Origin of the sequence: Bacillus cereus group sp. BceL291 (assembly GCF_051776705.1) — a bacterium.
Classification (GTDB): domain Bacteria; phylum Bacillota; class Bacilli; order Bacillales; family Bacillaceae_G; genus Bacillus_A; species Bacillus_A cereus.
The window spans coordinates 1-24319 of the sequence record NZ_JBPWAP010000042.1; the positions used below are offsets into that span (position 1 = coordinate 1).

Sequence of the window (24319 nt, forward strand, 5' to 3'; positions counted from 1 at the left end):
GTTCATCCTGAGCCAGGATCAAACTCTCCAATAAAGTTAGTTTGTCTAGCATCTAAAATAAAAATTGACGTTTCACGTTGTTTGTTTCGTTCAGTTTTCAAAGAACTACTTCGTCGCTCAGAGGCGACTTTATTAATATAACATTTCGTTATATTTTCGTCAACAACTTTTTTCAATAAGTTGTTTTTCGTTTGTTTTGTTTGTTACCTTTCGTGGCAACGAATATAAATATACCAGTTTGATTATTAAAATGCAATAGTTTTTCTAATAAAATTTTTAACTTAGTAAAAAAGTATAAAAACAGCACATTTCTTCTATATAAATATAATTTCTCGCACTATCAAGATTTACTATACCCACGCAACTCATGCTCAAATAAAAAAAGCTTTGGAGAAATCTCCAAAGCTTAGTCTTGTTTATGGCGCATAGCAGGGAATAATAATACATCACGAATAGATGGTGCATTTGTTAATAACATAACTAGACGATCAATACCGATTCCTAATCCACCCGTAGGAGGCATACCGTACTCAAGAGCTTCAATATAATCGTCATCCATCATGTGAGCTTCGTCATTACCTTGTTCGCGCTCTTTTAATTGCGCTTCAAAACGTTCTTTTTGATCGATTGGATCATTTAACTCAGTGAATGCATTTGCATGTTCACGCGCAACGATAAATAATTCGAAACGATCTGTAAATCTTGGATCTTCATCATTCTTTTTCGCAAGCGGCGAGATTTCTACCGGATGACCGTAAATAAATGTTGGTTGGATTAATTTATCTTCTACTTTTTGTTCGAAGAATTCATTTATAATATGACCAACTTCCATTGTATCTTTAATTTCTACATTATGTTCTTTTGCAAGTTCACGCGCTTCTTCTACACTCATCGGATTCCAGAAATCAGCTCCAGAGTATTGCTTAATCGCATCTACCATATGAAGACGTGTCCATTCTGGTTCTAGATTAATTTCATAATCACCATACTGGATTGTTGTTGTACCCAGTACTTTTTTCGCGATATGAGCAACCATATCTTCTGTTAACTTCATAATATCTTTATAATCAGCGTATGCTTCATATAATTCAATCATCGTAAACTCAGGGTTATGACGAGTTGATACACCCTCATTACGGAATACACGGCCGATCTCATATACTTTTTCTAAACCACCCACAATAAGACGCTTTAAATGTAGCTCAATTGCGATACGCATATATAATTCCATATCTAACGCATTATGGTGTGTAGTGAAAGGACGCGCAGAAGCTCCACCTGCAATTGCATGCATCATAGGTGTTTCCACTTCAAGATAACCGTTGTCATCTAGGTATCTTCTCATCTCACGAATGATTTTACTACGAGTAACGAACGTTTCACGACTTTCCATACTTGTAATTAAGTCTAAGTAACGTTGACGGTAGCGTTGTTCAACATCTTTTAATCCATGGTATTTATCTGGTAATGGACGAAGAGATTTCGTTAATAGCGTAAAGCCTGTTGCTTTTACTGAAAGTTCTCCAACGTTTGTTTTGAACACTTTACCTTCAATACCTACTAAATCACCTAAATCTGCTGTTTTAAATAATTCGTACTCGTCATCTCCAACAGCATCTTTACGAACATAAATTTGAACTTGTCCATGTAAATCTTGAACATGTGCAAATCCAGCTTTCCCTTTTCCGCGTTTTGTCATAATACGACCAGCGATAGAAACAGCGATTTCCTTCTCCTCTAATTCCTCTTTAGAGAACTCTCCATATAGACTCACTAAGTCAGTTGTTGAATTTGTGCGTTCAAATCTTTTACCGAACGGGTCAATTCCTTGTTCACGTAAATTATGTAGCTTTTCACGACGAACAATCAATTGGTCGTTTAATTCTTCGTGGTTCATGTTATCCATGATATTGATATCACTCCAGCTCTATTTAATTTTACAATATATACAGTATAGCATTTTCTACTCAACTAGAAAAACTGCCAGCAACTAACTGGCAGCTCTTCTTTCTTTCACGTAATTATAGGAAGTGTATAGAAGAATGTCAATCTCCTATGTCCATTATTAACCAACGTAAATTGTTTGTTGTTTCGCTTCCACTTCTTCTACAAATGTACCTAACACATTCGCAAGGTCTTCCCGTGTGTTACAAGCATTAATACCATTACGTACACTCGCATTACCACGAACACCTTTTAAATACCAAGCTGCATGTTTTCTCATCTCTCTTACAGCGACACTTTCATTCTTTAAGTCGATAAGACGATCTAGATGCAACATACATACATCAATTTTCTCGCGCACTGTTGGTTCCGGCATTAATTCACCTGTCTCCAAATACTTTACCGTACGATAAATCATCCACGGATCTCCAAGAGCAGCACGACCAATCATAACACCATCTACACCAATTTCATCAAGCATACGCTTTGCATCTTGCGGCGTTGCGACATCACCATTTCCGATAACCGGGATATTTACAGATTGTTTTACTTGTTTAATAATATCCCAATCCGCTTTTCCTTCATACATTTGCACTCGTGTACGTCCGTGAACCGCCACAGCTTGGCCACCAGCACGCTCAACAGCCCTAGCATTTTCTATTGCGAAAATATGTTCTTCATCCCAACCGATACGCATTTTAACTGTAACCGGCTTTTCAACAGCATCTACAACCGCTGCTACCATTTCATATATTTTATTCGGGTCTAAAAGCCACCTTGCTCCAGCATCACATTTAACGATTTTCGGCACTGGACAACCCATATTAATATCAATTATGTCTGCTGTCGTATATTTATCTACATATTTCGCAGCATCTACAAGAGTTTCTTTTTCTCCACCAAAAATTTGTAAACTTAATGGCTTTTCTCTCTCGTCGATATATAACATATCTAATGTTCTTTTATTATTAAGTAATATTGCCTTATCACTTACCATTTCAGCACAAACTAATCCGGCACCAAATTCTTTTACTGTTAAACGGAATGCAGAGTTACACACTCCCGCCATCGGTGCTAGTACAACCGGATTTTTCATCTCGATATTTGCAATCTTTAACAATCAATCTACTCCTTCCTGTACAATCACTTTGGCATTAATTCCTCTATCGAAACATTTAATGCCTTAGCAACTTCTACTACAAAATCTTGAGAAGGCGATCTATTCCCTCTCTCAACCTCACCTAAAACAGATACAGATACCCCTAGTGCTTTAGCAAAACCTTCTTGTGTGTAACCTTTTAGCTTTCGAAAAGCACGAATGCGTCTTCCCCATTTTTCTGCTTCCATACCGTTACTCCCTCTCGCCTTTTCATTTCTTCTACTTGTGAACATGAAATGTTTTGTTTTATGTCTTGATTAATTTCTAACAACGGAACGATAACAAAAGCTCTTTCAAACATCCGCGGATGCGGAACAATAAGATTCTCTGCTTCAATATTCTCTTGATTATAAAGTAAAATGTCAAGGTCGATAGTCCTCGGCCCCCACCTAATTTCCCTTTTTCTTCCTAGGTCATTTTCTACTTTTTGTGTTACTTTCAATAATTCTTGTGGTGATAAATTGGTAGAAATTTTTATAACTAAATTTAAAAAGCAACTTTGGTCAGTATAGCCAACTGGCTCAGTTTCATATACAGATGAAATATCATCAACCTGAATATAAGGATTTTTATTTAAAAACTGAATCGCTTCGGTTAGATACGTATAACGCTCTCCAATATTTGATCCTAATGCAATGTAAGCTATATTGTTCATGGACGTTCTCTCGTAATTTCTACTGCTACAGCACGATAATGACCCGGTATCGGTGGATCCGGCTTAATTACCTTAATTGTACAGCGCGAAATACTTTCATATTGTTTTAATATATCTGCAGCAATATTTTCAGCGATACTCTCCACAAGCTTATACTTTCTATCCTCAACAACTTTTCTACATAATTCGAAAAGCTCTCCATAATTGACCGAATGCTCTAAGTCATCACTTTCCCCTGCACGCTTTAAATCCAACTCCACCGTTAAGTCAACTTTAAATCTCTGACCTAATTTATTCTCCTCTGGGAACACGCCATGATAACCATAAAACTCCATATCATGGATATAAATTTTATCCAATTACCTTACCCCCTTACCAATCATCGCATCCATCATTTTAGCCATACGCGCCATTTCTTTCACATCATGGACACGAACAAACTCACAGCCCTTTTCAATACCAAGACAAACAGTAGCTCCCGTTCCCTCAAGGCGTTCCTCTACTGGCAAATCTAATACGTGCCCAATAAAGGACTTTCTCGAAGTACCTAAGAGAACCGGATAACCTAGCACATTTAACTGTTCTAAATTACGCATCGCCTCTAAGTTCTGCTCAGGTGTTTTAGCAAAACCGATACCTGGATCTAAAATAATATTCTCATCTCGCACACCAGCATTTTTAGCAATTTTAATACTGTCATACAAATCAGCAATCATATCCGCCATTAAATTACGATAATTCATGTCATCGCGGTTATGCATTAAAATGATGGGTACATCGTAATGAGCTGCGACTTCAGCAATTTTCGGCTCCGCCTTCGCTCCCCAAATATCATTAATAATATGAGCACCAGCCTCAATTGCTTGCTTTGCAACTTCAGCTTTATATGTATCGATAGATATAGGCAATTTTACTTCTTTTGAAACTGCTTGAATCATCGGGACAACTCGCTTTATTTCTTCTTCTACTGATACTTTAGCAAAACCCGGGCGAGTAGATTCGCCACCAATATCAATAATATGAGCACCTTCACCTTGCATTTCTTTTGCGTGACGTACCGCAGCATCTACCTCGTTGTAACTCCCACCATCAGAAAACGAATCTGGTGTTACATTTAAAATCCCCATAATTAATGTCTTTTCATTTAAATTCAATGTATATTCGCCGCAGCGTAAATCATAATCCCACTTCAAACTACACATCTCCTCTTCGTAATTCATTTTTGCTCCATAATTTCTCTCTTTGCATTCCATAAAGGTACATTAAACTTTTTGTAACCACTCCTACTTTACCCGGGAAATCCTGCGCTTCTATACGATAAAGCGGAACAATTTCTTGAATGGAGTTTGTTACGAAGACTTCATCCGCTGAAAGCAGCTCATCTTTTGTAAAGAAACCTTCCTTTACTTCTATATTTAATTCTTCAGCACTCTTTATAATAAACGCACGAGTGATACCATTTAAAATCCCTGTCTCTAACGAAGGTGTATATAAAACATCACCTTTCACAAAAAATAGATTGGAAACAATACCCTCTGCAACATAACCTGCTTCAGTAAGAAAAATACCTTCCTTACTCACAACATTTCCAATTTCACGCTTCCCTAAAATATTATTTAAATAATGATGAGACTTCAGACGAAATGTTCCTTCCGGTGTATTTCGCACTTGTTTTAGAATAACACCTTCTTTTTCCACTACATCTCCTGGAGCTGTTAAAGGTTTTATAAAAACAATAACCGAAGGCTCTTCATACATTTCCGTTTGTAATCCTATTTCATCTATACCCGCTGATACATTAAAACGTACATATGCATGCTTCAATTCATTCTTAGCGAGTAAATCTTTCAAAATAAGCATCACGTCATTTTTTGTCATTGTCCATTTAATTTGCAATGTATCCAGCGCTTCTATTAAACGGTCATAATGATCATCCAATAAGAAAGGGTGACCATTATAAATACGAAACGTTTCAAAAACTCCAAGACCATATAAATAACCATGATCATAAGGAGAAATTTTCGCTTCACTTGCTTCTACATACTGACCATTTACGTAAATTAACATAACGTTGCACTTGGACTGTATTTACAAATGAAATTCTGTAACAACTCTTTCCCATGAGAAGTCATAATAGATTCCGGATGGAATTGCACACCCTCTATCGGCAATGTCTTATGACGAAGTGCCATAATTTCTCCTTCCTCTGTCCAAGATGTTACCTCTAAGCAATCGGGTAACGTCTCTTTCTTAACAATAAGGGAATGATAGCGCGTCGCAGTAAACGGATTAGGAATATCCGAAAAAATCGTCTTTCCATCATGATGCATAAGCGACGTTTTCCCATGCATTAATCGTTCTGCACGGACAACCTCTCCACCAAACACTTGTGCAATGGATTGATGCCCTAGACAAACTCCAAAAATCGGAATCTTTCCAGCAAAGTATTTAATAACTTCCATACTAATCCCCGCTTCATTAGGACTACATGGACCTGGAGAAATCATTAGAAAATCTGGTTTCATATTCTCAATATCTGAAATGGTCACTTCATCGTTACGTTTAACAACGAGCTCTTGTCCAAGTTCTCCAAGAAACTGCACTAAATTAAATGTAAAAGAATCATAATTATCAATCATTAATATCATTTCTCTCACCTAACCGTTTCTTCGCTACGTTCTTTTGCACGCCATAAAGCAATCGCCTTTTTTAACGACTCTTTATATTCATTTTCTGGATTTGAATCAATTACAATTCCCGCCCCTGCTTGTACATGAGCTTTTCCATCTTTAGCAAGAAGCGTTCTAATTACAATATTCAATTCTGTATCTCCAGAATAACCAATCCAACCGATTGAACCTGTATAAATCCCTCTTCGCACAGGTTCTAATTCCTCAATAATTTCCATCGTACGTATTTTCGGGGCACCAGTAATTGTTCCCCCAGGGAATACAGCCTTCACTAAATCAAAAGCATCTTTATCTTCTTCCACCTCACCACGCACATTAGAAACAATATGCATAACATGTGAGTATTTCTCAATTACCATAAATTCATCCACTTCTACAGTGCCATATTTACAAACACGTCCTAAATCATTTCTTTCTAAATCCACAAGCATTACATGCTCTGCTCTTTCTTTTTCGTTCTCAATTAATTCTCTTGCTAATTCTTCATCCTCTTGCTCATCCGCGCCTCTAGATCTCGTTCCAGCAATTGGTCTTGTACTTACTTCAGTTCCTTGTTTCTTAATTAACAACTCTGGCGATCCACTAACAATTTGAAAATCCCCAAGCTCCAGGTAACCCATATATGGAGATGGATTAATTTCACGAAGACTTGTATAAATTTCTAGTGGGTGTGTCTGTAACGTTCTTTCTTGTCTCGTCGACAAGTTTACTTGGAACACATCACCCGCCCCAATATATTCTTGAATACATTCAACTGCCTTCATAAAGCTGGCTTCAGTAAAAGCAACTGCTTCACTTTTCTTTTCAGGACTTTCAAAGGGCACAGTCACTTCAGGCGCTTCTGTCATCCAAAGACTCTTCCACTCATTTAGCCGTTCTTTTGCCTCTTCATATTTATCTACATAATGCGTAATAACCCATAACACTTGTTCTTTTTGATCATAGACAAATACGTCATCAAATAATAAAAAGAAGATGTCAGGTATATTAATATCATCTTCCGCAAGAGAAGGCAGCTTTTCAATATAACGGATACAGTCATAACTGAAATAGCCAATTGCACCACCTTGAAAAGGCGGATACTCTGGGTTATAGTCCGTCTTCCATTGTTCCATATATTCTTGCATTAAATCTAACGGATTCCCTCGTTTTATTGTTTCCTTACCACTTTCACTTATATGTAACGTTTCATCCTTCCCTCGGATTACCGCTACTGGGTTCAGCCCTACAATGTTATAACGACCGCCACGGCCGCTTTCTAACAAAGTATGTTGCGATTTACCCTGAGAAAGAAATTTATATTGCTTAAAGAAATCTAACTGATATGGAATAGAAAGCGCTAAAGATTTTCTTCGTTGCATATCAACACCCCGTCTTCTTTTATCCCACCCTCTTAGATTAACCAGCTCAAACTACATAAGTTATTTATATAGAGATTGATTATACTCGAAGGCTAGTGAAAATAATTTAATTATACTACCTCTTATTTTACATGAAGTTTTCTAGTCATTCACTCTTTTCCTATTTCCAATCCCAAAAGAAAAAGCACCCTTTTTCAAGGATGCTTTTTCAATCGCGTTTAATTATGATTCAAATTGATAAAGTGGTGTACTTAAATAACGTTCACCGTTACTCGGGATAATAACAAGTACCTTTTTCCCTTTACCTAACTTTTTCGCAACTTCTGTTGCTGCATAAATAACTGCGCCTGAAGAGATACCAACTAAAATACCTTCCTCTTTAGCCACTCTTCTCGCATATTCAAATGCTTGCTCTGTTTTCACTTGAATAATTTCATCATATACTTCTACATCCAACGTCTCCGGAACAAATCCCGCCCCAATTCCTTGGATTTTATGTGGACCTGGTTTCCCACCAGATAATACTGGTGAATCTGCAGGTTCTACTGCATAAATTTTAATATCTTTATACGCTTCCTTCAGTACTTCACCAGCACCAGTAATCGTTCCACCTGTACCAATACCTGCAATAAACGCATCTAATTGGTCACCCATTTGTTCAATAATTTCTGGACCTGTTGTTAAACGGTGAATTTCTGGATTCGATTGGTTTTTGAACTGTTGTGGTATAAAGTAGCCATGCTCTTTTGCTAATTCAGTCGCTTTACGAATTGCTCCACCCATTCCTTCAGGCCCTGGAGTCAATACTAATTCCGCACCGTAAGCACGTAATAAATTACGACGCTCAATACTCATTGTTTCTGGCATTACTAAGATTGCATTATATCCTTTAGCAGCCGCTACCATCGCTAAACCAATTCCTGTGTTACCACTTGTCGGCTCAATGATTGTATCGCCCTCTTTTAATAATCCATTTTTTTCAGCATCTTCAATCATAGCTAATGCGATACGATCTTTAACGCTACTCCCCGGATTCATAAATTCTAATTTTAAGTATATATCTGCGCTGTCTGATTCTACGATGCGGTTCAACTTAACGATCGGCGTTTTCCCGATTAATTCTGAAACTGATTGTGCCACTCGCATTCCTGTCACTCCTAACACCGAGTATTTTTATTGGTTTTATCTATATTTAGATTTTGTCAGAAAATTCCCTGTTTGTCAATTCATTTGGAGGATTGCTCCTCTTAATTCCCTTATTACAAATTCTCGATTAAATTTGTAATATCTTCTTTAGAGAACTTGTATCGTTCATTACAGAAATGACAGTGAACTTCCGTCTCTTCCTCTTCTTCACGAACTTGCTCTAACTCTGTTTTACCTAAACTAATTAACACACTCTCAATACGCTCGCGTGAGCATGTGCAATTAAATTGAACATCCATTGTTTCTAATACTTTTACTTTATCTTCTCCAAGAACTGCATATAGTAGCTCTTCCGGAGAAAGTCCTTGTTCAATCAACGTTGATACAGGTGGAATCTTTTGTAAACGGTCTTCAATAAATGAAATCGTTTCATCTTGCGCACCCGGCATAATTTGAAGGATGAATCCACCTGCCGCTAATATGCTATCATCTCCATTTACAAGAACACCAACACCTACAGAAGAAGGCGTTTGTTCAGAAACTGCAAAATAATACGTAAAGTCTTCTCCTAATTCTCCTGAAACGATTGGAGATTGACCAATAAACGGCTCACGCATTCCAATATCTTTAATTACAGTTACAAACCCCTCTGTACCTACCGCTTGATATACACGTAACTTCCCTTGTTCTGTTCCTTCAAAATCAACATGCGGATTCGTTACATAACCACGTACATCTCCATTTGCATGAGCATCTACTAAGATAGGACCAATCGGACCGTTACCTTCTACCTTAATCGTTAACTTTTGCTCACCTTTTAACATTGCGCCCATCATTGTACCCGCAGTTAAAGAACGCCCTAGTGCCGCTGAAGCTGTTCTCCATGTATCATGACGTCTTTGCGCCTCACTTACTGTATTTGTTGTACGTACACTATACGCACGCACTTCTCCATCAAACGCTAACGCTTTTACTAAATAATCTTTCATACGTATTTATTCACCTTTCTCATGCTGTAAATTTGCATTACGTTCATATAACATGTATAAACCTTTTAACGTTAAAAATGGATCTACAATATCAATTACATTCGATTCTTCGGAAATTAATTTTGCTAATCCACCTGTTGCAATAACTTTAGGTTCTTGTCTAGCTTCTTCTTTCATACGCTTAACAATACCTTCCACTTGTCCAACATAACCATAAAGAATACCCGATTGCATCGCACTTACTGTATTTTTCCCAACTACACTGCTTGGTTTTGTAATTTCGATACGAGGAAGTTTTGCTGCTCTGCTATATAAAGCCTCTGCTGAAATCATAATTCCTGGCGTAATAACTCCACCCATATAATGCTTTTCTTCGTTAATATAACAATATGTAGTAGCCGTACCAAAATCAACAATAATAAGCGGACTTCCATATAAGTGGATTCCTGCTACTGCATTTACAATTCGGTCTGCGCCTACTTCACGCGGATTTTCATATTTAATATTTAGCCCTGTTTTTATCCCAGGCCCTACTACAAGCGGTTTAATTTTAAAATATTTTTCACACATGCGCTCTAAAGCAAACATAATTGGTGGTACGACTGAAGACACAATAATACCTTTCACATCTTCAAACGAAAGACCTTCATGCTCAAGCAATTGCTTTACAAGCATTCCATATTCATCTTCTGTCTTATGACGATCTGTTTCCATGCGCCAATGCTGACGAAGTTCCCCCTCTTCAAACACACCTAGTACAGCATTTGTGTTCCCTACATCCAATACAAAAATCATATTCTCACCACTTATCTTATTTAATCTATATTTGTGCAGTATGTATAAAACTTATAAAAACATCATATCACACATACTTATATAATCAGCTTTCCTATCCTCATCATTTTACAAAAAGATTGCTCTCTATTTCAATTTTTAATACTAGTTTTACTTAAATTACTTTATCCACTAAGTTCTCAATAGTAATTAACAAAGGTTTTAACAAACAAAAAAGGAGTGACGATAGTCACTCCTTCGTTTCTTACTTATCTTCTTTATCTTCATCGTCTTTCTTCATGTTGATGTTTACTTTCACATCATCTGAAGATGTTGGACGTTCTGGCAATCTGCCGTAATCACATAAATGATTGATTTGCTCAGCATCTAACGTTTCTACTTCAAGTAACGTTTTTGCAATAAGATCTAGCTTATCACGATTTTCAGTAAGAATGTCTTTTGCACGAGCATAACATTCTTTCATAATCGTTTGCATTTCTACATCGATATCGTGTGCAATTGCATCACTGTAGTTTTGCTCTGAATGGAAGTCTCTTCCTAAGAACACTTGACCACCTTGCGAACTACCAAATTGCATTGGTCCAAGCTTATCACTCATACCGAATTCTGTAACCATGCGTCTTGCAATGCCCGTCGCACGTTGGAAGTCGTTGTGAGCACCTGTACTCACTTCACCAAATACAATCTCCTCAGCTACTCGACCACCAAGTAAACCAGTGATTTTATCAAGTAACTCTGGCTTTGTCATGAAGTAACGATCTTCTTTCGGAAGCATTACTGCATATCCACCAGCTTGACCACGAGGGACAATTGTTACTTTATGAACGACATCAGCTTCATCAAGAACAACACCAATTACAGTATGACCCGCTTCATGGAAAGCAACGATATTACGTTCTTTTTCAGAGATAACACGACTTTTCTTAGCCGGACCTGCAATAACGCGATCCGTTGCTTCATCAATGTCACTCATATCAATTTTCTTCTTATCTTGACGCGCAGCTACTAAAGCAGCTTCGTTTAATAAGTTTTCAAGATCAGCACCAGAGAATCCTGGTGTACGAGTTGCAATTGCTCTTAAGTTGATATTCTCATCAAGCGGTTTATTACGAGCATGCACCTTCAGTACAGCTTCACGGCCATTTACATCTGGACGATCTACTGTAATTTGACGGTCAAAACGACCTGGACGTAATAATGCTGGATCAAGAATATCAGGACGGTTTGTCGCAGCGATGATAATAATACCTTCGTTTGCACCGAATCCATCCATTTCAACAAGTAATTGGTTCAACGTTTGCTCACGCTCATCATGGCCACCACCAAGACCTGCGCCACGTTGACGCCCTACTGCATCAATTTCATCAATGAAAATGATACAAGGAGCATTTTTCTTTGCATTTTCAAATAAATCACGTACACGTGATGCACCGACACCCACAAACATCTCTACGAAGTCAGAACCACTGATAGAGAAGAATGGAACGCCAGCCTCACCTGCAACAGCACGTGCTAATAAAGTTTTACCTGTACCTGGAGGTCCAACTAATAGGACACCCTTTGGAATACGAGCACCAACTTCAGAGAACTTACGAGGGTCTTTCAAGAATTCAACTACCTCAACAAGTTCTTGTTTCTCTTCATCCGCACCAGCAACATCTCTGAAACGAACTTTTTTCTTTTCATCATTATATAACTTCGCCTTACTTTTCCCGAAGTTCATAACACGGCTACCGCCGCCTTGAGCTTGGTTTAATAAGAAGAAGAATAAAATGAAGATGATGACAAATGGAATGATTGAAGTAAAGAATGTTACCCAGGCACTTGTTTCTTCTGCTGGTTGATACTTAACTTCGGCACCTTTCGCTTTATCATTAATTTTCTTTTGTAATTCCTCAGTATTTGGTGCATAAGTAACAAATTGTTCTCCTTGGCTAGAGTTATTAAATTGTCCTTTTACCTCAAATACACCATTTTTCGGTTGAAGTTGCACATTACGCACTTCACCGCTTTCTAGTTTAGTAATGAATTTGTCGTAGCTAACTGATGTCGTTTTTTGTGTCGAACCATTAAAATAGCTCACGATTCCAATTACTACTAAGAATATCAGTAAATAAAAGATGGTATTACGGAAGATACGATTCATTCCTAACCTCCTCTCACGGCATAAACACTATAGTAAATCGTAACATAGAAAAACTTTCCTATACAATTGTGAAGCCTATATTTAATTAATTTGAGTAAACGCTTGGTTTTAATACGCCTACATAAGGAAGATTACGGTACTGCTCTTTATAATCTAATCCATATCCTACTACAAATTCATGTGGAACAGTAAATCCAACATAATCCGCTTTCAGATCAACCTTACGGCCTGTTGGCTTATCTAATAATGTAACAATTTTTACAGACTTCGCTTTACGATATTTGAATAAGTCTACTAAGTAGCTTAGTGTAAGACCACTATCAATAATATCTTCGACGATTAAAATATCGCGACCTTCTACAGAAGTATCAAGATCTTTTAAAATCTTCACTTCGCCTGTTGAAACTGTAGAGTGACCGTAACTAGATACAGCCATAAAATCCATTTCAAGATATGTATCTGTTCTCTTTAATAAATCTGCCATGAATGGCATTGCGCCTTTTAATACACCAATTGCAAGAGGTACTGTGTTTTTATAATCCTCTGCAACAATTGCACCTAGTTCGCGCACCTTTTCTTGTATTTGCTCTTCAGAAATTAATACTTTTTCGATATCTTGATTCATCATTTCATTATCCTCCCGGAAGACTCCTTGCTTTTGTAGTGAATAATCATATATTTATCCTTCTTTGCCATCTCTTTCGAAATTGCAAATGCAGATCGCTTCAACAAGGGTACCCAAATAATGGTCCCACTTGCATCACAAACGACCGGCCATTCTTCTCTTTTTTCTTTCGGTACTTTTGCTTCGATAAAAATAGCTTTTATCTTTTTCGTGCCATTCATACCTTGTATTGACATGCGATCTCCATTTTCCCTAGAACGAATACGAAGTGGATATGATATATCATTATACTTAGCAACAAATACTGTTTCATTCATGTTACTTGGTATATCTTCGCTCACCTCTGTTACAAATTCATCCCCGTTCAATAGCGTAATGGTCCCGGGTACTGATAAATCTTGTAAAAAAGGAGAAACAATTTCTTGTTTAAATCTAAAGCTACACTCCTCGTATGTACGAACAATTTTCAAATCACCTGGAAAATCAAGTGAACCTGAAGGTTGTGTCCGCTTAAAAAACTCAATCACCTTGTCAATATGTATGGAAGAAAGAGAAGATGGAATCTTATATTCATAAAGATAGTTTAATATTAGTTGAATCCCTCTTCTTTGTAAAGGCATAGACATGGATTCAAAGGCAGGAATTGATAAGCTAATTTGTTTATCACTTTTTTTTGTAATTACTTTATTCATTTTCTCAAAAGCTAATTCCTGCAAATAAGCCTCATCCTCTTGCATCTGCACGCTAAATTTTTGGAATTTCTCATGCACTTGTGGATTTTCTTCTTTCAAATGAGGAAGGACATATTTACGTAATCGATTCCTTGTATATACTTCCTTTTTATTACTCGGATCTATACGTGGCATTAAATTTAGCTTATTACAGTAATCAACAATTTCTTCCTTCGTTACCCCAAGTAACGGCCTAATTAAATACCCATTATGAAAAGGACGCTTCACTGCAATTCCTGCATATCCTTTCGGAGTACTCCCTCTTACAAGACGCATTAAAATTGTCTCGACTTGATCATCTCCATGATGTCCAAGAGCAACATATCTTGCATCATATTTCTTCATTATTCTTTCCAAAAATGCATATCTGCATTCTCTAGCAGCAACCTGTGCATTCATTCCGTATTGCTGTTGATATTGTGATACATTAATCCTTATCGTTTCACAAATAATTCCCAGTTCTTCACAAAGGCCCTGCACAAACCGTAAATCCTCATGAGATTCATCACCTCTAAACATATGATCCACATGAGCTACTACAATTTCCAACTGTTTTTCCGCTCTTTTTTCTAATAAATAATATAAAAGCGCTAACGAGTCAGGACCACCAGAAACTCCCACAACAATTGTTGAATCATTCTTTAATACATCATGCTGCTTTACAAAGTCATCTACTTTTTCAACAAATGTATCTTTCAACTTCGTAATCACCTTTCATTAAACAAGAACAGCAACGTTAGTTGCCTTGTCTACAATGGTACAACTTTTACAAACATTGTGCAAAAAAAAGATATACAAAAATTACATTTTTATCTTACATCCTCCGTGTATATTCACAAAATTAATAACATTACCTTTTTCCACAAAAAAACCTAGGTATTCACCTAGGTTTTTAAAATCAAATTATAGATAAACATTCCACTTACATTTTACTGCGCCTGCATTCCTACAATCGGAATCGTAGCCCACTTCGGCATATTTTTCTTCACTTTTGCCACTACAATAGTCATATCATCATTTATATAACCATCACAAGAGCGAATCACTTCTTCCATAATGATATCAGCAATTTCTTGCGGGTCTTCGGTTTGCAATTCTTTAATTTTTCGTTTCATCCACAATTCATGATTCTCCACATGCTGTGCTCCTTCAAAAATCCCATCGCTCATCATAATAAGAATATCGCCCGTTTTTAATTGTTCACCCACCACATCAACTTCAACATCTTCAATGATTCCCATCGGCAAATTACTTGCTTCAATTTTCAAAATATTATTTGCGCGTTTAACAAAACTCGGCGTCGATCCAATCTTTAAAAACCTTGCACTCGCATCCCGCAAATCTACCATAGCTAAATCTAACGTCGTAAACATCTCTTCTGTCGTTCTCAAAGAAAGAATTGAATTGATAGACTTAATTGCTATTTCTTCATCAATGCCCGATTGGAGTATTTTTTGTAATAATTTCACCGTTTCCTTACTTTCCATATGAGCCCTTTGCCCATTCCCCATACCATCACTAATTGCAAGTGCATATTTACCAACACTTAAATCCATCATCGCATAAGAGTCACCCGAAACAAATCCACCGCCTTTTGCAGCTGTAGCCAATCCTGTATCAAGAGAATACGTCTTCGCCGAACCAAATGATATTAAACTATGGCCATTTGGATAAGAAGACTTTTCTTCATGTTTAACGACAATATTTTCTTTAAGGATATCCGAAAGCATCGGTGCAACTAACTTTTCACATTCACCATGTTCATTAGATGCAACTGGAATTAACATTTCAATATCAATACTTCCTCTATCTAAACAATAAATATCAACATGCTCTACTTCGACACCAAAATCACGGAATGCTTGCATAATCTGTTCTTCCTGCACTTGATGATTTTCACGCTCTCGTTGTATCTCCTTAGCAAAATCCTCCATAACCTTTGATACACCTAATAGTTGCTCCGCTACTATTCTACGATTTTCCTTCATTTGTTTTCGTAATTTTTGTCCCTCATAGAAGTGATCTAATTCACCCGCTACTAAATCCGTCACTTTTTTCCCTCTCACACAATGCTTGTCCCACTCACGAACTAATTTACGATTATGTTGCAGGGTTCCTTCTTCCGTTTCATTCATTATTTGTTTCATATAATCGTACGTTTTATCAAAATTCACTACCCAGCATTGATCCTTTTTAAAGCATGTTTGACATGTTTTCGCAGTAATTGTACTCAAAAACAAATCTGCTTCTGTCTCTTTATCTTCTTCCTCTACATACCCATATACAGAAAAGCTATTAGATAAAGCAGCAAATACATTTGCAAATTGGTTGATTTTATTTGCTGTAACATCACGCATCCTTCTTAAATATTGTTGTTGGTCTTGCGAATGCTCTTGTGTACCTGGCATAAATTTAGCAATACGATCCAAAACAAGCTTCGGTGTTAATAAGAAGATAACAATCGCTACACCTGACTCAATTAAAGTTGTTACAATATTTGTCTGTTTGTCCACATATAATGTAATTAAGCTTGTCCCAATTAATAAACCTAAACTAACACCTAAACGCTTCCCTTCTTTTAACAATCCACCAAGCAATCCAGAGAAAGCAAGAAGGCTAAGCTGAGACAAGCTAGACACATTTGCTAAACTTAATATTAGTCCTGTTACAACCCCTACTGTGGATCCTGTGGCAGCACCTGCAATAAATGCAAATACTAGCACTAAATACCTTGTAAAAATATGTTGAATAGAAGCATCATATACAAACCAATCTGTTGTACCCGTTAAAACAGATGCTAGTAATATAATCAAACAAACAATTTCTTCCGTCTCTAATGCCTGTTGTTTTCCTTTCCTTTCCACTAAAAGCGGGACGCTTTGTAAAAATATCATAGTTAATACGAAACTAAGCCCAGCCTCAATGGTACTAACGAGTAAATCGTACATGGTGACAGTTTGTTGCGCAAAATATACAACAACTAAGTGTGCGGTTAATGCGGAGATAAATACTTGAAATGGAACAAGTCCAACAGTTTTACGTGTAAATCGACTAAAGAAGATATTATAAATGAAGAAGGTAAAGATAGATGCAAAGGTAAAAAACAAATTATCTATCGATACCGAAAGAGCTCCTCCCATTAGAGCTAAAAATGCTAGCGGCATCTTATCCCGCTTCATAACATAAACAGCAGCAAAAAATGGCAGTGCAAACGGTAAAATATTTGTTAATATATATGCTCGTCCCAAAAGAAAACCAATAACAACAATAATAAATCCCCATCTAAAGAAAACTTGCTCAAATTTCATTCGCAACTTACTCGTCCACTTTATTCCTCCAAGCTGACTCTCATTCATTGCCAATGCACTTGTATTCATAGTATTCCTTCCTGCTTTAGGCATATTTTTAACACCACCTGCATAGTTTAATTACTGTCATTATAAAAGATGATTGTTGGTTTTTTTGTCAAAACAACAGTTTTCACTTTTATAATCGTTCGACTTTTTATTCGAAATAACTCTACAGATATACACGGTATGTAAGTTATTTTTGAGATTTTAATTAAATATTCAGAAAATATAGGGTGATTTTGTAGAAGTGTTGTATATCTTAATTTATTTAACAAAAAAAGATCATGCAAATTTGCATGATCTTTTTAGATGACCCGTACGGGATTCGAACCCGTGTTACCGCCGTGAAAGGGCGGTGTCTTAACCACTTGACCAACGGGCCGTTAAATTAAATATAGCGGCGGAGGGGATCGAACCCCCGACCTCACGGGTATGAACCGTACGCTCTAGCCAGCTGAGCTACACCGCCATGTCGTCTTATTTAACGGACAATTAGTATCTTACATCAGATACTAATTAAAGTCAACACATCTCAAAAACTTTTTTAAAAATATTTTTAACATATAAAAAAGCACCCTGAGCCATCACTCTGGGTACCTCTCTATATGTTAAAAACTAAACGTCCTTATTATCCACGACGCGCGCCACGGCCACCACGTTTAGACTCTGTGTTACGCTTTAAAGAAGTTAAACGATCTTCGCTATCTTTTAAGAAGCGTGCCATCTTTTGCTCAAATGTTTCTTTCGGAGCTCGGTCGTTACCGCCACCGCGATTATCTCTGTTGAAAGAGCGATTATTACGTTGTGGACGTCCAGAACGTTGTTGATCACCACCGCGTTGGTATTCACCGCGTGGACGATCTCCTTCTGTTTTTTCACGTTCTTTCGCTTTTTTGATAGATAAACCAATCTTTCCATCTTTTTCAACATTAATAACTTTTACTTCTACTTGGTCGCCCACTTTTAAGTGATCGTTAATATCTTTTACATAGTTATCAGCAACTTCACTAATATGAACAAGACCCGTTAAGCCCTCTGGCAGCTCCACAAAAGCCCCAAAATTTGTAATACCTGTTACTTTACCCTGTAACTTGCTGCCTACCTCGATTGACATAAAAAAAATGCTCCTCCTTAGTGGTTAAAAAGTCAAATTTTACTTTATTATATATAATCCTAAAATATAGTGTCAATAAGACATACTCTACTTAGAAACAGGAAAAATTATCTCCCCTTTACCAGAGAAGAAATAATCCCTTCTAGCAATCTTTAATACGTACTCTTCATCATTTAACTTTTGAACTTCGTCTTTTAGACTTTTTTCTTTATTCGTTAATGAATCCAGTTCTTTTTTCATGTCCTTAACTTTTGCTTCTTTTGCTTTAATGGAACTGTTTTGTTGATAAAACGTTACACTAATACTCGCAATAATTGTAAAAGTAAAGACAAGAAAAACCGCTAAACGGCGATAAAGTCGCTTCCTGTTCTCATCCGTTTGTATTATATGCTCTTTAACAGGATTTGGACTCTGTTTTTCGATTGTTCTTTGTCTCAGTTCCCTCATTTCCGAGGTCCCCCTAACTTCTTTTTTATATGCTCCCATAGTTGGAAGATATGTCCCTTCAATTTTGCTATATATTGCAGGAACCCTATATGTTTCACTATAAAAAGTTTAACACGATTAGGGAGAAGTTTCCATATGAGCGAAGCAATAAATCGAACAGGCCAGAAAAAAACTTTCCATATGAAAAGTAATATCCAAATCACCATTTTCCATAACACATGTCCAATTGAAAGCAGTATACGAAATAAGAATAATATAAATGCAATAAATAGCTGCGCTATAATAATAACAGGTTTTATCATGAGTAGCTGTATAATTCGAACAAAAAAATATGTTGTTTGCATAAAAATATAGATGAGAAAATTTAACAGCTTCATGTATAGTGCCTTCAGTAAGCTTTGATATGCCGCAAAACCACATAATAATGCCAAAAACACATATATACGTAGCTCAGCTTCATTTACGAGAAGCAATACATAAAAGACGGATAATGCTTGGACAATCCAAAATAATATATCATGTATAAATACAAGCCAACGTTTACGTTCTTGGCGCTTTAAAAAACGTTGATATGTATCTAAAGACGCTCCAATCCAAGCACCCATTCCAATCATTGAAAGCATTGTATACAACTGAATTGTTAAGCTCATTTAAACAACTTACTAAAGAAACCTTTAGTTTTTTCCCCTTGATTTTCATCAATATACAGCATCTCATTAACTTTCCCTTTAATCGACACAATACCTTTTTCCACATCTAAATTTTTCATTTGTAAATTTTGACCACGAATTGTTAAAAAACCCATTACGGTCTCTAGTAAAAACTCTTCGCTATCAAAACTCTCTACCTGCTTCACACCGGTAATATCAATTATACGCCTGCCACGCATAATAATGTCATGCTCTACAGAAACATTTTGTTGATTAGAAGACGTAGGTGAGTAACCATTATTCACGTAAATCCCCCCATAGGTTTTTACTAGCTAATAGTAATGTATGAGGGGATAAATGATTTTAGAACAAGCCTTCTTCCGCTTTTACTTTTTCTTCACGAACTAAGCTATACATATTTGCTGCATCTTCTTTTTTAGTTGTTTCTTTTAATTCATTTATTTTCACAGTCACTATTTTTTGACCAAAACGAATTGTTAATTCGTCAGCTACTTTCACATCAGAACTTGCTTTTGCCACTTGACCATTAATAGATATTCTTCCTTGATCAGCTACTTCTTTCGCTAATGTTCTTCTTTTAATTAAACGTGATACTTTTAAAAACTTATCTAGACGCATATCAAATCCCCCTATTAACGCTCTGTCTGTTTCGCTTCTTCCCATAAAACATCTAACTGTTCTAACGATAAATCTTTCATCTCTTTATTCATTTCAGCTACTTTTGCCTCCATGTATAAAAAACGACCAGTAAATTTCTCATTAGTTGAACGTAACGCCTCTTCTGGATCTATTTTGTAATGACGAGCTATATTAACAAATGCAAATAGTAAATCACCAAACTCACCCAGCATCTTTTTCTCATCCATATTTGTAACCTCTTGTTGGAACTCTTGCCATTCTTCCAAAGCTTTCTCTATCATCGGTTGCACATCAACCCAATCAAATCCAACCTTACCAGCTTTCTTCTGAATTTCATAGGCGCGTAGTAACTGCGGCAAACTTTTGGGAACGCCATTTAAAACAGATTCTTTCACGAATCCTTTTTCTTGTTTTTTAATTTCTTCCCAATTTGCAATCACTTCATCAGCGCTGTTTACATCCGTATTTCCAAACACATGCGGATGGCGACGAACCATTTTCTCAGATAGAGTTCGAATGATATCATCTATAGAGAACCAACCTTCATCTTCTCCGATTTGAGCATGAAGCATAACTTGTAATAATATATCACCTAATTCTTCTACTAAGTGATCATCATCCTCTTCATCGATTGCTTCCAACACTTCATAAGCTTCCTCAATTAAATATTTCTTTAATGATTGATGTGTTTGCTTTTTATCCCACGGACAACCATTTGGACCACGAAGTTCCGCAATAATTTCTCTAAGAACATCAAACTGTTGATACAAGGACGCACGCTCCTGAACTGGCGGCACGTACACACTCGTTAAATTATTCAATTCCGTTTCATGATCTAACATGTACAACGGTACCTTCTTTACTTGTTCAAATGAAGTTCCTGCAGCTGTTACGATATACACTTCATAATCATCTGGTAACATCTCCATTAATGTTAATTTCACATCAGATGCAACGAATGCATCATATACTTGGCAAAAGATTAAATGTTGACGCAGTTCTAATTGCCCTCTTTCAAATGATGTAGCATCAAGTAATTGGAATCCTTCAATCGGATCAATCTTTAGACTTGCAAACATAGGATCAAGGAAACTTTGTCCACCCTCAATTCGCACTTCAACATTTGAAACTTCTCCTTTTTCCAACAGTAGCTGAACTGTTCTTTCTGCTACAAGTGGATGCCCGGGAACAGCATAGATAATTTCTGTACCTTCAGCTTGTTCTAGCAATTTATTCGCAATTGTTTCATATACAATTTCAAACGTATCATGTGCTTCATATACAACATCAAAAGACGTATATTGTACGCCTTCTTTCTCCAATTCTTCTATAACTGGATGTTCTTTCGTTCTAACAAACAGATGGTCTGCTTCTTTTATTTTTCGATATACGCCCATCGTTAGCTGATCTAATTCACCAGCTCCTAAACCTAAAATAGTAATGATTCCACTCACAACCAGTCACCTCTATCCACTCTTCTTCAATGAACCTTCTTTTTTCTCTTGTTTCATAACGGTTCCTAATTCTTTTTTTGTAAATACACGTAATTTCAAAATAAAAAACATATATGTCAATCCGCCAATGGCTACACCTAACAACGCTTCAAGTGTCGCGCTTCCTCTATGTTCCGTATCAATTACTAATCCAGACATCTGTAACACACGTGTGAACATCATTAATACAAATCCCATACAGATACCACTAATTACTATCCCTAACATATTTCGCTTATTGATAAGTGACCCTGATACAGCTCTCGTAAGCAACAAAGTATTTAGTCCAGAGATTATAATTAACGCACATAAAGTCGCAAAGGCTGCACCTTTCACACCAAAATAAGGCATGAATATATAATTTAACGCTAACTTTAAGCAACCTCCAAATACAACAAATAATGCTGGCTTAAACGTTTGCCCCAATCCTTGTAAAATAGAAGCTGTCGTAATTGACAATGAACTAAATAAAATAGATAACGATAAAATAGATAAAACATCTGATCCATCACTGTTTTCAAACAACATAATATTCGTAGGTTGAATAATACAAGTTAGTCCAATAGCTGCTGCAAGTCCAATAACACATGTTATTTTCACTGCTAACTTTACCTTTTCTTGAATAAAGGAAAGATCTCCTCTTTCCTTCGCCGCTGTAATAATCGGAATAAGTGACAACGAGAAAGAAGTCGTCACAACAGTACCTAATTGCATTAGCGGAATACTTCTATCATAAACACCCTTTAATACCTTTGCATTTTCAACCTGTTCTCCCGCACCAATAAGTAAGCTGTAAAAGGACACTGAATCAGCCATCTGTATAAAAATAAGCACTAAATTACTAACACAAATCGCTAACCCCTGCCAAAAAAGGATTTTAACTATTTTCCTTTTACCCTTAATTCTCGCTGCACTTTTGAAGAATATAGAACGAAAATCTTGACGCATATACAATATAAGTACAATAATCCCAATAAGACCACCCGCAATTGAGCCTAACATAGCCCCTGCACCAACTGTATATAAATCAAATCCGTGAGCAATTAGGAATAGCGATAAAAATACAATAATAGAAACTCGAATTGTTTGTTCTATTACTTGCGAAACAGCCGTTGGCATCATATTATTAAATCCTTGAAAATACCCTCTTGCTACAGACAAAAATGGCATCAATAAGAATGAAAATGAAATAACACGTAGTAACTTATCTAAGTGTATATCGCCCATAGCTACCGCAATTGTTTCGGCCCCAAAAAACAATGTAAAGAAGCCTATAAAACCAATTCCTAATAAGAACCAAAAAGATACACAAATAATTTCTTCTGCTTCTTTTTGTTTTCCCCGCTCTAATCGTTCTGCAACCATTTTCGAAATGATAACAGGAAATCCATAAGTAGCTAAAATTAAACAAAATCCATAAAACGGGTAAATTTGTTGGTAAATATAAAACCCAATATCCCCCGCTATATTTTGATATGGAATACGGTAAAAAGCGCTTAATACTTTTGTAACGAAACTTGCAATCGTTAATATAATAGCCCCACGCCAAAAGGCTTGATACTTCTTCGCTTCCATACAAGAAAACTCCTTTTTCTATTCTCACCTCTCGTATTATATCATAAAGAAAAGAACAAACTCCCTTCCCAACACGGGTAATAATGAGTTCCTACACGTTAAAAATATTCAACGAAAAAAGGTAGCAAAGTGCTACCTTCATTCAATATACATATATCTCCAAATAATTGATTTCTCAAAAAGAAAGATCATAATTAGGAAAGATTGCTACTTCTAAAATCAATATACCCTTACTGTTCCATTTGTTTCGCTAAGAAACTGGCAGCAGTATTAACCGCTTTATGCTCGATCTCGCTTATAATAGCTTCTTTTGAAAAAATAATGACGGCTCCAATCGGATCTCCGTTTGCAACAATTGGTCCAACTGTATAAGAATGAACCTTTTCTGTTACACCATCAATAATGGAAATATCACTTTCATCCGTCATAATAACAGACTTTCGTTCTTCCATCGTTTTTTCAATTAAATCGCCAACACTTTTATTTAAGTATTCTTTTTTCGATACGCCTGATACTGCGATGATAGAATCTCGATCACACACAAGCACATTATGTCCTAAGCTGTCATATAAAGCATCAGCATATTCTTTTGCAAAATCACCTAGCTCACTAATTGGAGAATACTTCTTTAAAATTACCTCTCCATCGCGATCAACAAATATTTCTAGTGGGTCTCCTTCTCGAATACGTAAAGTTCTACGAATTTCCTTCGGGATTACGACCCTGCCTAAATCATCAATTCGACGTACGATTCCAGTTGCTTTCATTCTAATGCTGCCTCACTTTCTA

General features: G+C 36.5%; 24 protein-coding genes and 2 tRNA genes. All 26 read right to left on the bottom strand.

Annotated features, from left to right (window positions below):
* Positions 1-406 precede the first annotated feature (406 nt).
* Positions 407-1906 carry a lysine--tRNA ligase gene (lysS, locus tag ACS2CR_RS22560; RefSeq protein WP_000369668.1) on the bottom strand — a complete coding sequence of 500 codons (1500 nt, stop codon included), beginning with the start codon at positions 1904-1906 and terminating at the stop codon, positions 407-409.
* Positions 1907-2065: 159 nt separating this feature from the next.
* A complete protein-coding gene (gene dusB, locus ACS2CR_RS22565) occupies positions 2066-3064 on the bottom strand; it encodes a tRNA dihydrouridine synthase DusB (RefSeq protein WP_000912251.1) in 999 nt (332 codons plus the stop codon).
* A gap of 23 nt (positions 3065-3087) precedes the next feature.
* Complete coding sequence (locus ACS2CR_RS22570) at positions 3088-3291, bottom strand: helix-turn-helix domain-containing protein (RefSeq protein WP_000387024.1); 204 nt, start codon at positions 3289-3291, stop codon at positions 3088-3090.
* Positions 3243-3758: a 2-amino-4-hydroxy-6-hydroxymethyldihydropteridine diphosphokinase gene (folK, locus tag ACS2CR_RS22575; protein WP_001059447.1), complete on the bottom strand. Its 516-nt coding sequence runs from the start codon at positions 3756-3758 to the stop codon at positions 3243-3245. Before folK ends, ACS2CR_RS22570 begins: the two co-directional genes overlap by 49 nt.
* Complete coding sequence (gene folB, locus ACS2CR_RS22580) at positions 3755-4117, bottom strand: dihydroneopterin aldolase (RefSeq protein ID WP_000358062.1); 363 nt, start codon at positions 4115-4117, stop codon at positions 3755-3757. The genes folK and folB overlap by 4 nt, the downstream gene beginning before the upstream one ends.
* Entirely contained in the window at positions 4118-4978 is an 861-nt protein-coding gene (gene folP, locus ACS2CR_RS22585; protein WP_002101619.1) for a dihydropteroate synthase, read from the bottom strand.
* Complete coding sequence (gene pabC, locus ACS2CR_RS22590; RefSeq protein ID WP_000909872.1) at positions 4953-5825, bottom strand: aminodeoxychorismate lyase; 873 nt, start codon at positions 5823-5825, stop codon at positions 4953-4955. Before pabC ends, folP begins: the two co-directional genes overlap by 26 nt.
* Positions 5819-6406, bottom strand: coding sequence for an aminodeoxychorismate/anthranilate synthase component II (pabA, locus tag ACS2CR_RS22595; protein ID WP_000602296.1), 588 nt, complete (start codon positions 6404-6406; stop codon positions 5819-5821). The genes pabC and pabA overlap by 7 nt, the downstream gene beginning before the upstream one ends.
* Before the next feature lie 5 nt (positions 6407-6411).
* On the bottom strand, positions 6412-7809 hold the full coding sequence (pabB, locus tag ACS2CR_RS22600) for an aminodeoxychorismate synthase component I (RefSeq protein WP_053513344.1): 1398 nt from the start codon (positions 7807-7809) through the stop codon (positions 6412-6414).
* A 222-nt stretch (positions 7810-8031) separates the two neighbouring features.
* A complete protein-coding gene (gene cysK, locus ACS2CR_RS22605) occupies positions 8032-8955 on the bottom strand; it encodes a cysteine synthase A (RefSeq protein WP_001261719.1) in 924 nt (307 codons plus the stop codon).
* A 113-nt stretch (positions 8956-9068) separates the two neighbouring features.
* On the bottom strand, positions 9069-9944 hold the full coding sequence (hslO, locus tag ACS2CR_RS22610; protein ID WP_000656372.1) for a redox-regulated molecular chaperone HslO: 876 nt from the start codon (positions 9942-9944) through the stop codon (positions 9069-9071).
* A gap of 6 nt (positions 9945-9950) precedes the next feature.
* Complete coding sequence (locus tag ACS2CR_RS22615; RefSeq protein ID WP_000578368.1) at positions 9951-10739, bottom strand: type III pantothenate kinase; 789 nt, start codon at positions 10737-10739, stop codon at positions 9951-9953.
* Positions 10740-10983: 244 nt separating this feature from the next.
* Positions 10984-12885, bottom strand: a complete 1902-nt coding sequence (ftsH, locus tag ACS2CR_RS22620; protein WP_001079672.1) for an ATP-dependent zinc metalloprotease FtsH — start codon at positions 12883-12885, stop codon at positions 10984-10986.
* 85 nt (positions 12886-12970) lie between these two features.
* Positions 12971-13513 (bottom strand): hypoxanthine phosphoribosyltransferase, encoded by a 543-nt coding sequence (gene hpt, locus ACS2CR_RS22625; protein WP_000981844.1) that lies wholly within the window; start codon positions 13511-13513, stop codon positions 12971-12973.
* Positions 13510-14940 (bottom strand): tRNA lysidine(34) synthetase TilS, encoded by a 1431-nt coding sequence (gene tilS, locus ACS2CR_RS22630; RefSeq protein WP_000655458.1) that lies wholly within the window; start codon positions 14938-14940, stop codon positions 13510-13512. Before tilS ends, hpt begins: the two co-directional genes overlap by 4 nt.
* Before the next feature lie 230 nt (positions 14941-15170).
* Positions 15171-17642: a stage II sporulation protein E gene (gene spoIIE, locus ACS2CR_RS22635; RefSeq protein ID WP_001123552.1), complete on the bottom strand. Its 2472-nt coding sequence runs from the start codon at positions 17640-17642 to the stop codon at positions 15171-15173.
* 259 nt (positions 17643-17901) lie between these two features.
* Positions 17902-17973, bottom strand: a tRNA-Glu gene (locus ACS2CR_RS22640).
* Between the two features lie 13 nt (positions 17974-17986).
* Positions 17987-18060, bottom strand: a tRNA-Met gene (locus tag ACS2CR_RS22645).
* 159 nt (positions 18061-18219) lie between these two features.
* Positions 18220-18705 carry a S1 domain-containing RNA-binding protein gene (locus ACS2CR_RS22650; protein ID WP_000021451.1) on the bottom strand — a complete coding sequence of 162 codons (486 nt, stop codon included), beginning with the start codon at positions 18703-18705 and terminating at the stop codon, positions 18220-18222.
* An 87-nt stretch (positions 18706-18792) separates the two neighbouring features.
* Positions 18793-19152 carry a cell division protein DivIC gene (gene divIC, locus ACS2CR_RS22655; protein WP_001208739.1) on the bottom strand — a complete coding sequence of 120 codons (360 nt, stop codon included), beginning with the start codon at positions 19150-19152 and terminating at the stop codon, positions 18793-18795.
* Positions 19149-19802: a spore cortex biosynthesis protein YabQ gene (gene yabQ, locus ACS2CR_RS22660; protein WP_000059777.1), complete on the bottom strand. Its 654-nt coding sequence runs from the start codon at positions 19800-19802 to the stop codon at positions 19149-19151. The genes divIC and yabQ overlap by 4 nt, the downstream gene beginning before the upstream one ends.
* Positions 19799-20107 (bottom strand): sporulation protein YabP, encoded by a 309-nt coding sequence (gene yabP, locus ACS2CR_RS22665; protein ID WP_001059104.1) that lies wholly within the window; start codon positions 20105-20107, stop codon positions 19799-19801. Before yabP ends, yabQ begins: the two co-directional genes overlap by 4 nt.
* Before the next feature lie 58 nt (positions 20108-20165).
* Entirely contained in the window at positions 20166-20441 is a 276-nt protein-coding gene (locus ACS2CR_RS22670; RefSeq protein WP_001234876.1) for an RNA-binding S4 domain-containing protein, read from the bottom strand.
* Between the two features lie 14 nt (positions 20442-20455).
* Entirely contained in the window at positions 20456-21916 is a 1461-nt protein-coding gene (mazG, locus tag ACS2CR_RS22675; RefSeq protein ID WP_053513333.1) for a nucleoside triphosphate pyrophosphohydrolase, read from the bottom strand.
* A 12-nt stretch (positions 21917-21928) separates the two neighbouring features.
* Positions 21929-23530, bottom strand: coding sequence for a putative polysaccharide biosynthesis protein (locus ACS2CR_RS22680; protein ID WP_074644030.1), 1602 nt, complete (start codon positions 23528-23530; stop codon positions 21929-21931).
* A gap of 230 nt (positions 23531-23760) precedes the next feature.
* Positions 23761-24297, bottom strand: coding sequence for a stage V sporulation protein T (gene spoVT / locus ACS2CR_RS22685; protein ID WP_000648302.1), 537 nt, complete (start codon positions 24295-24297; stop codon positions 23761-23763).
* Positions 24298-24319: the final 22 nt, after the last annotated feature.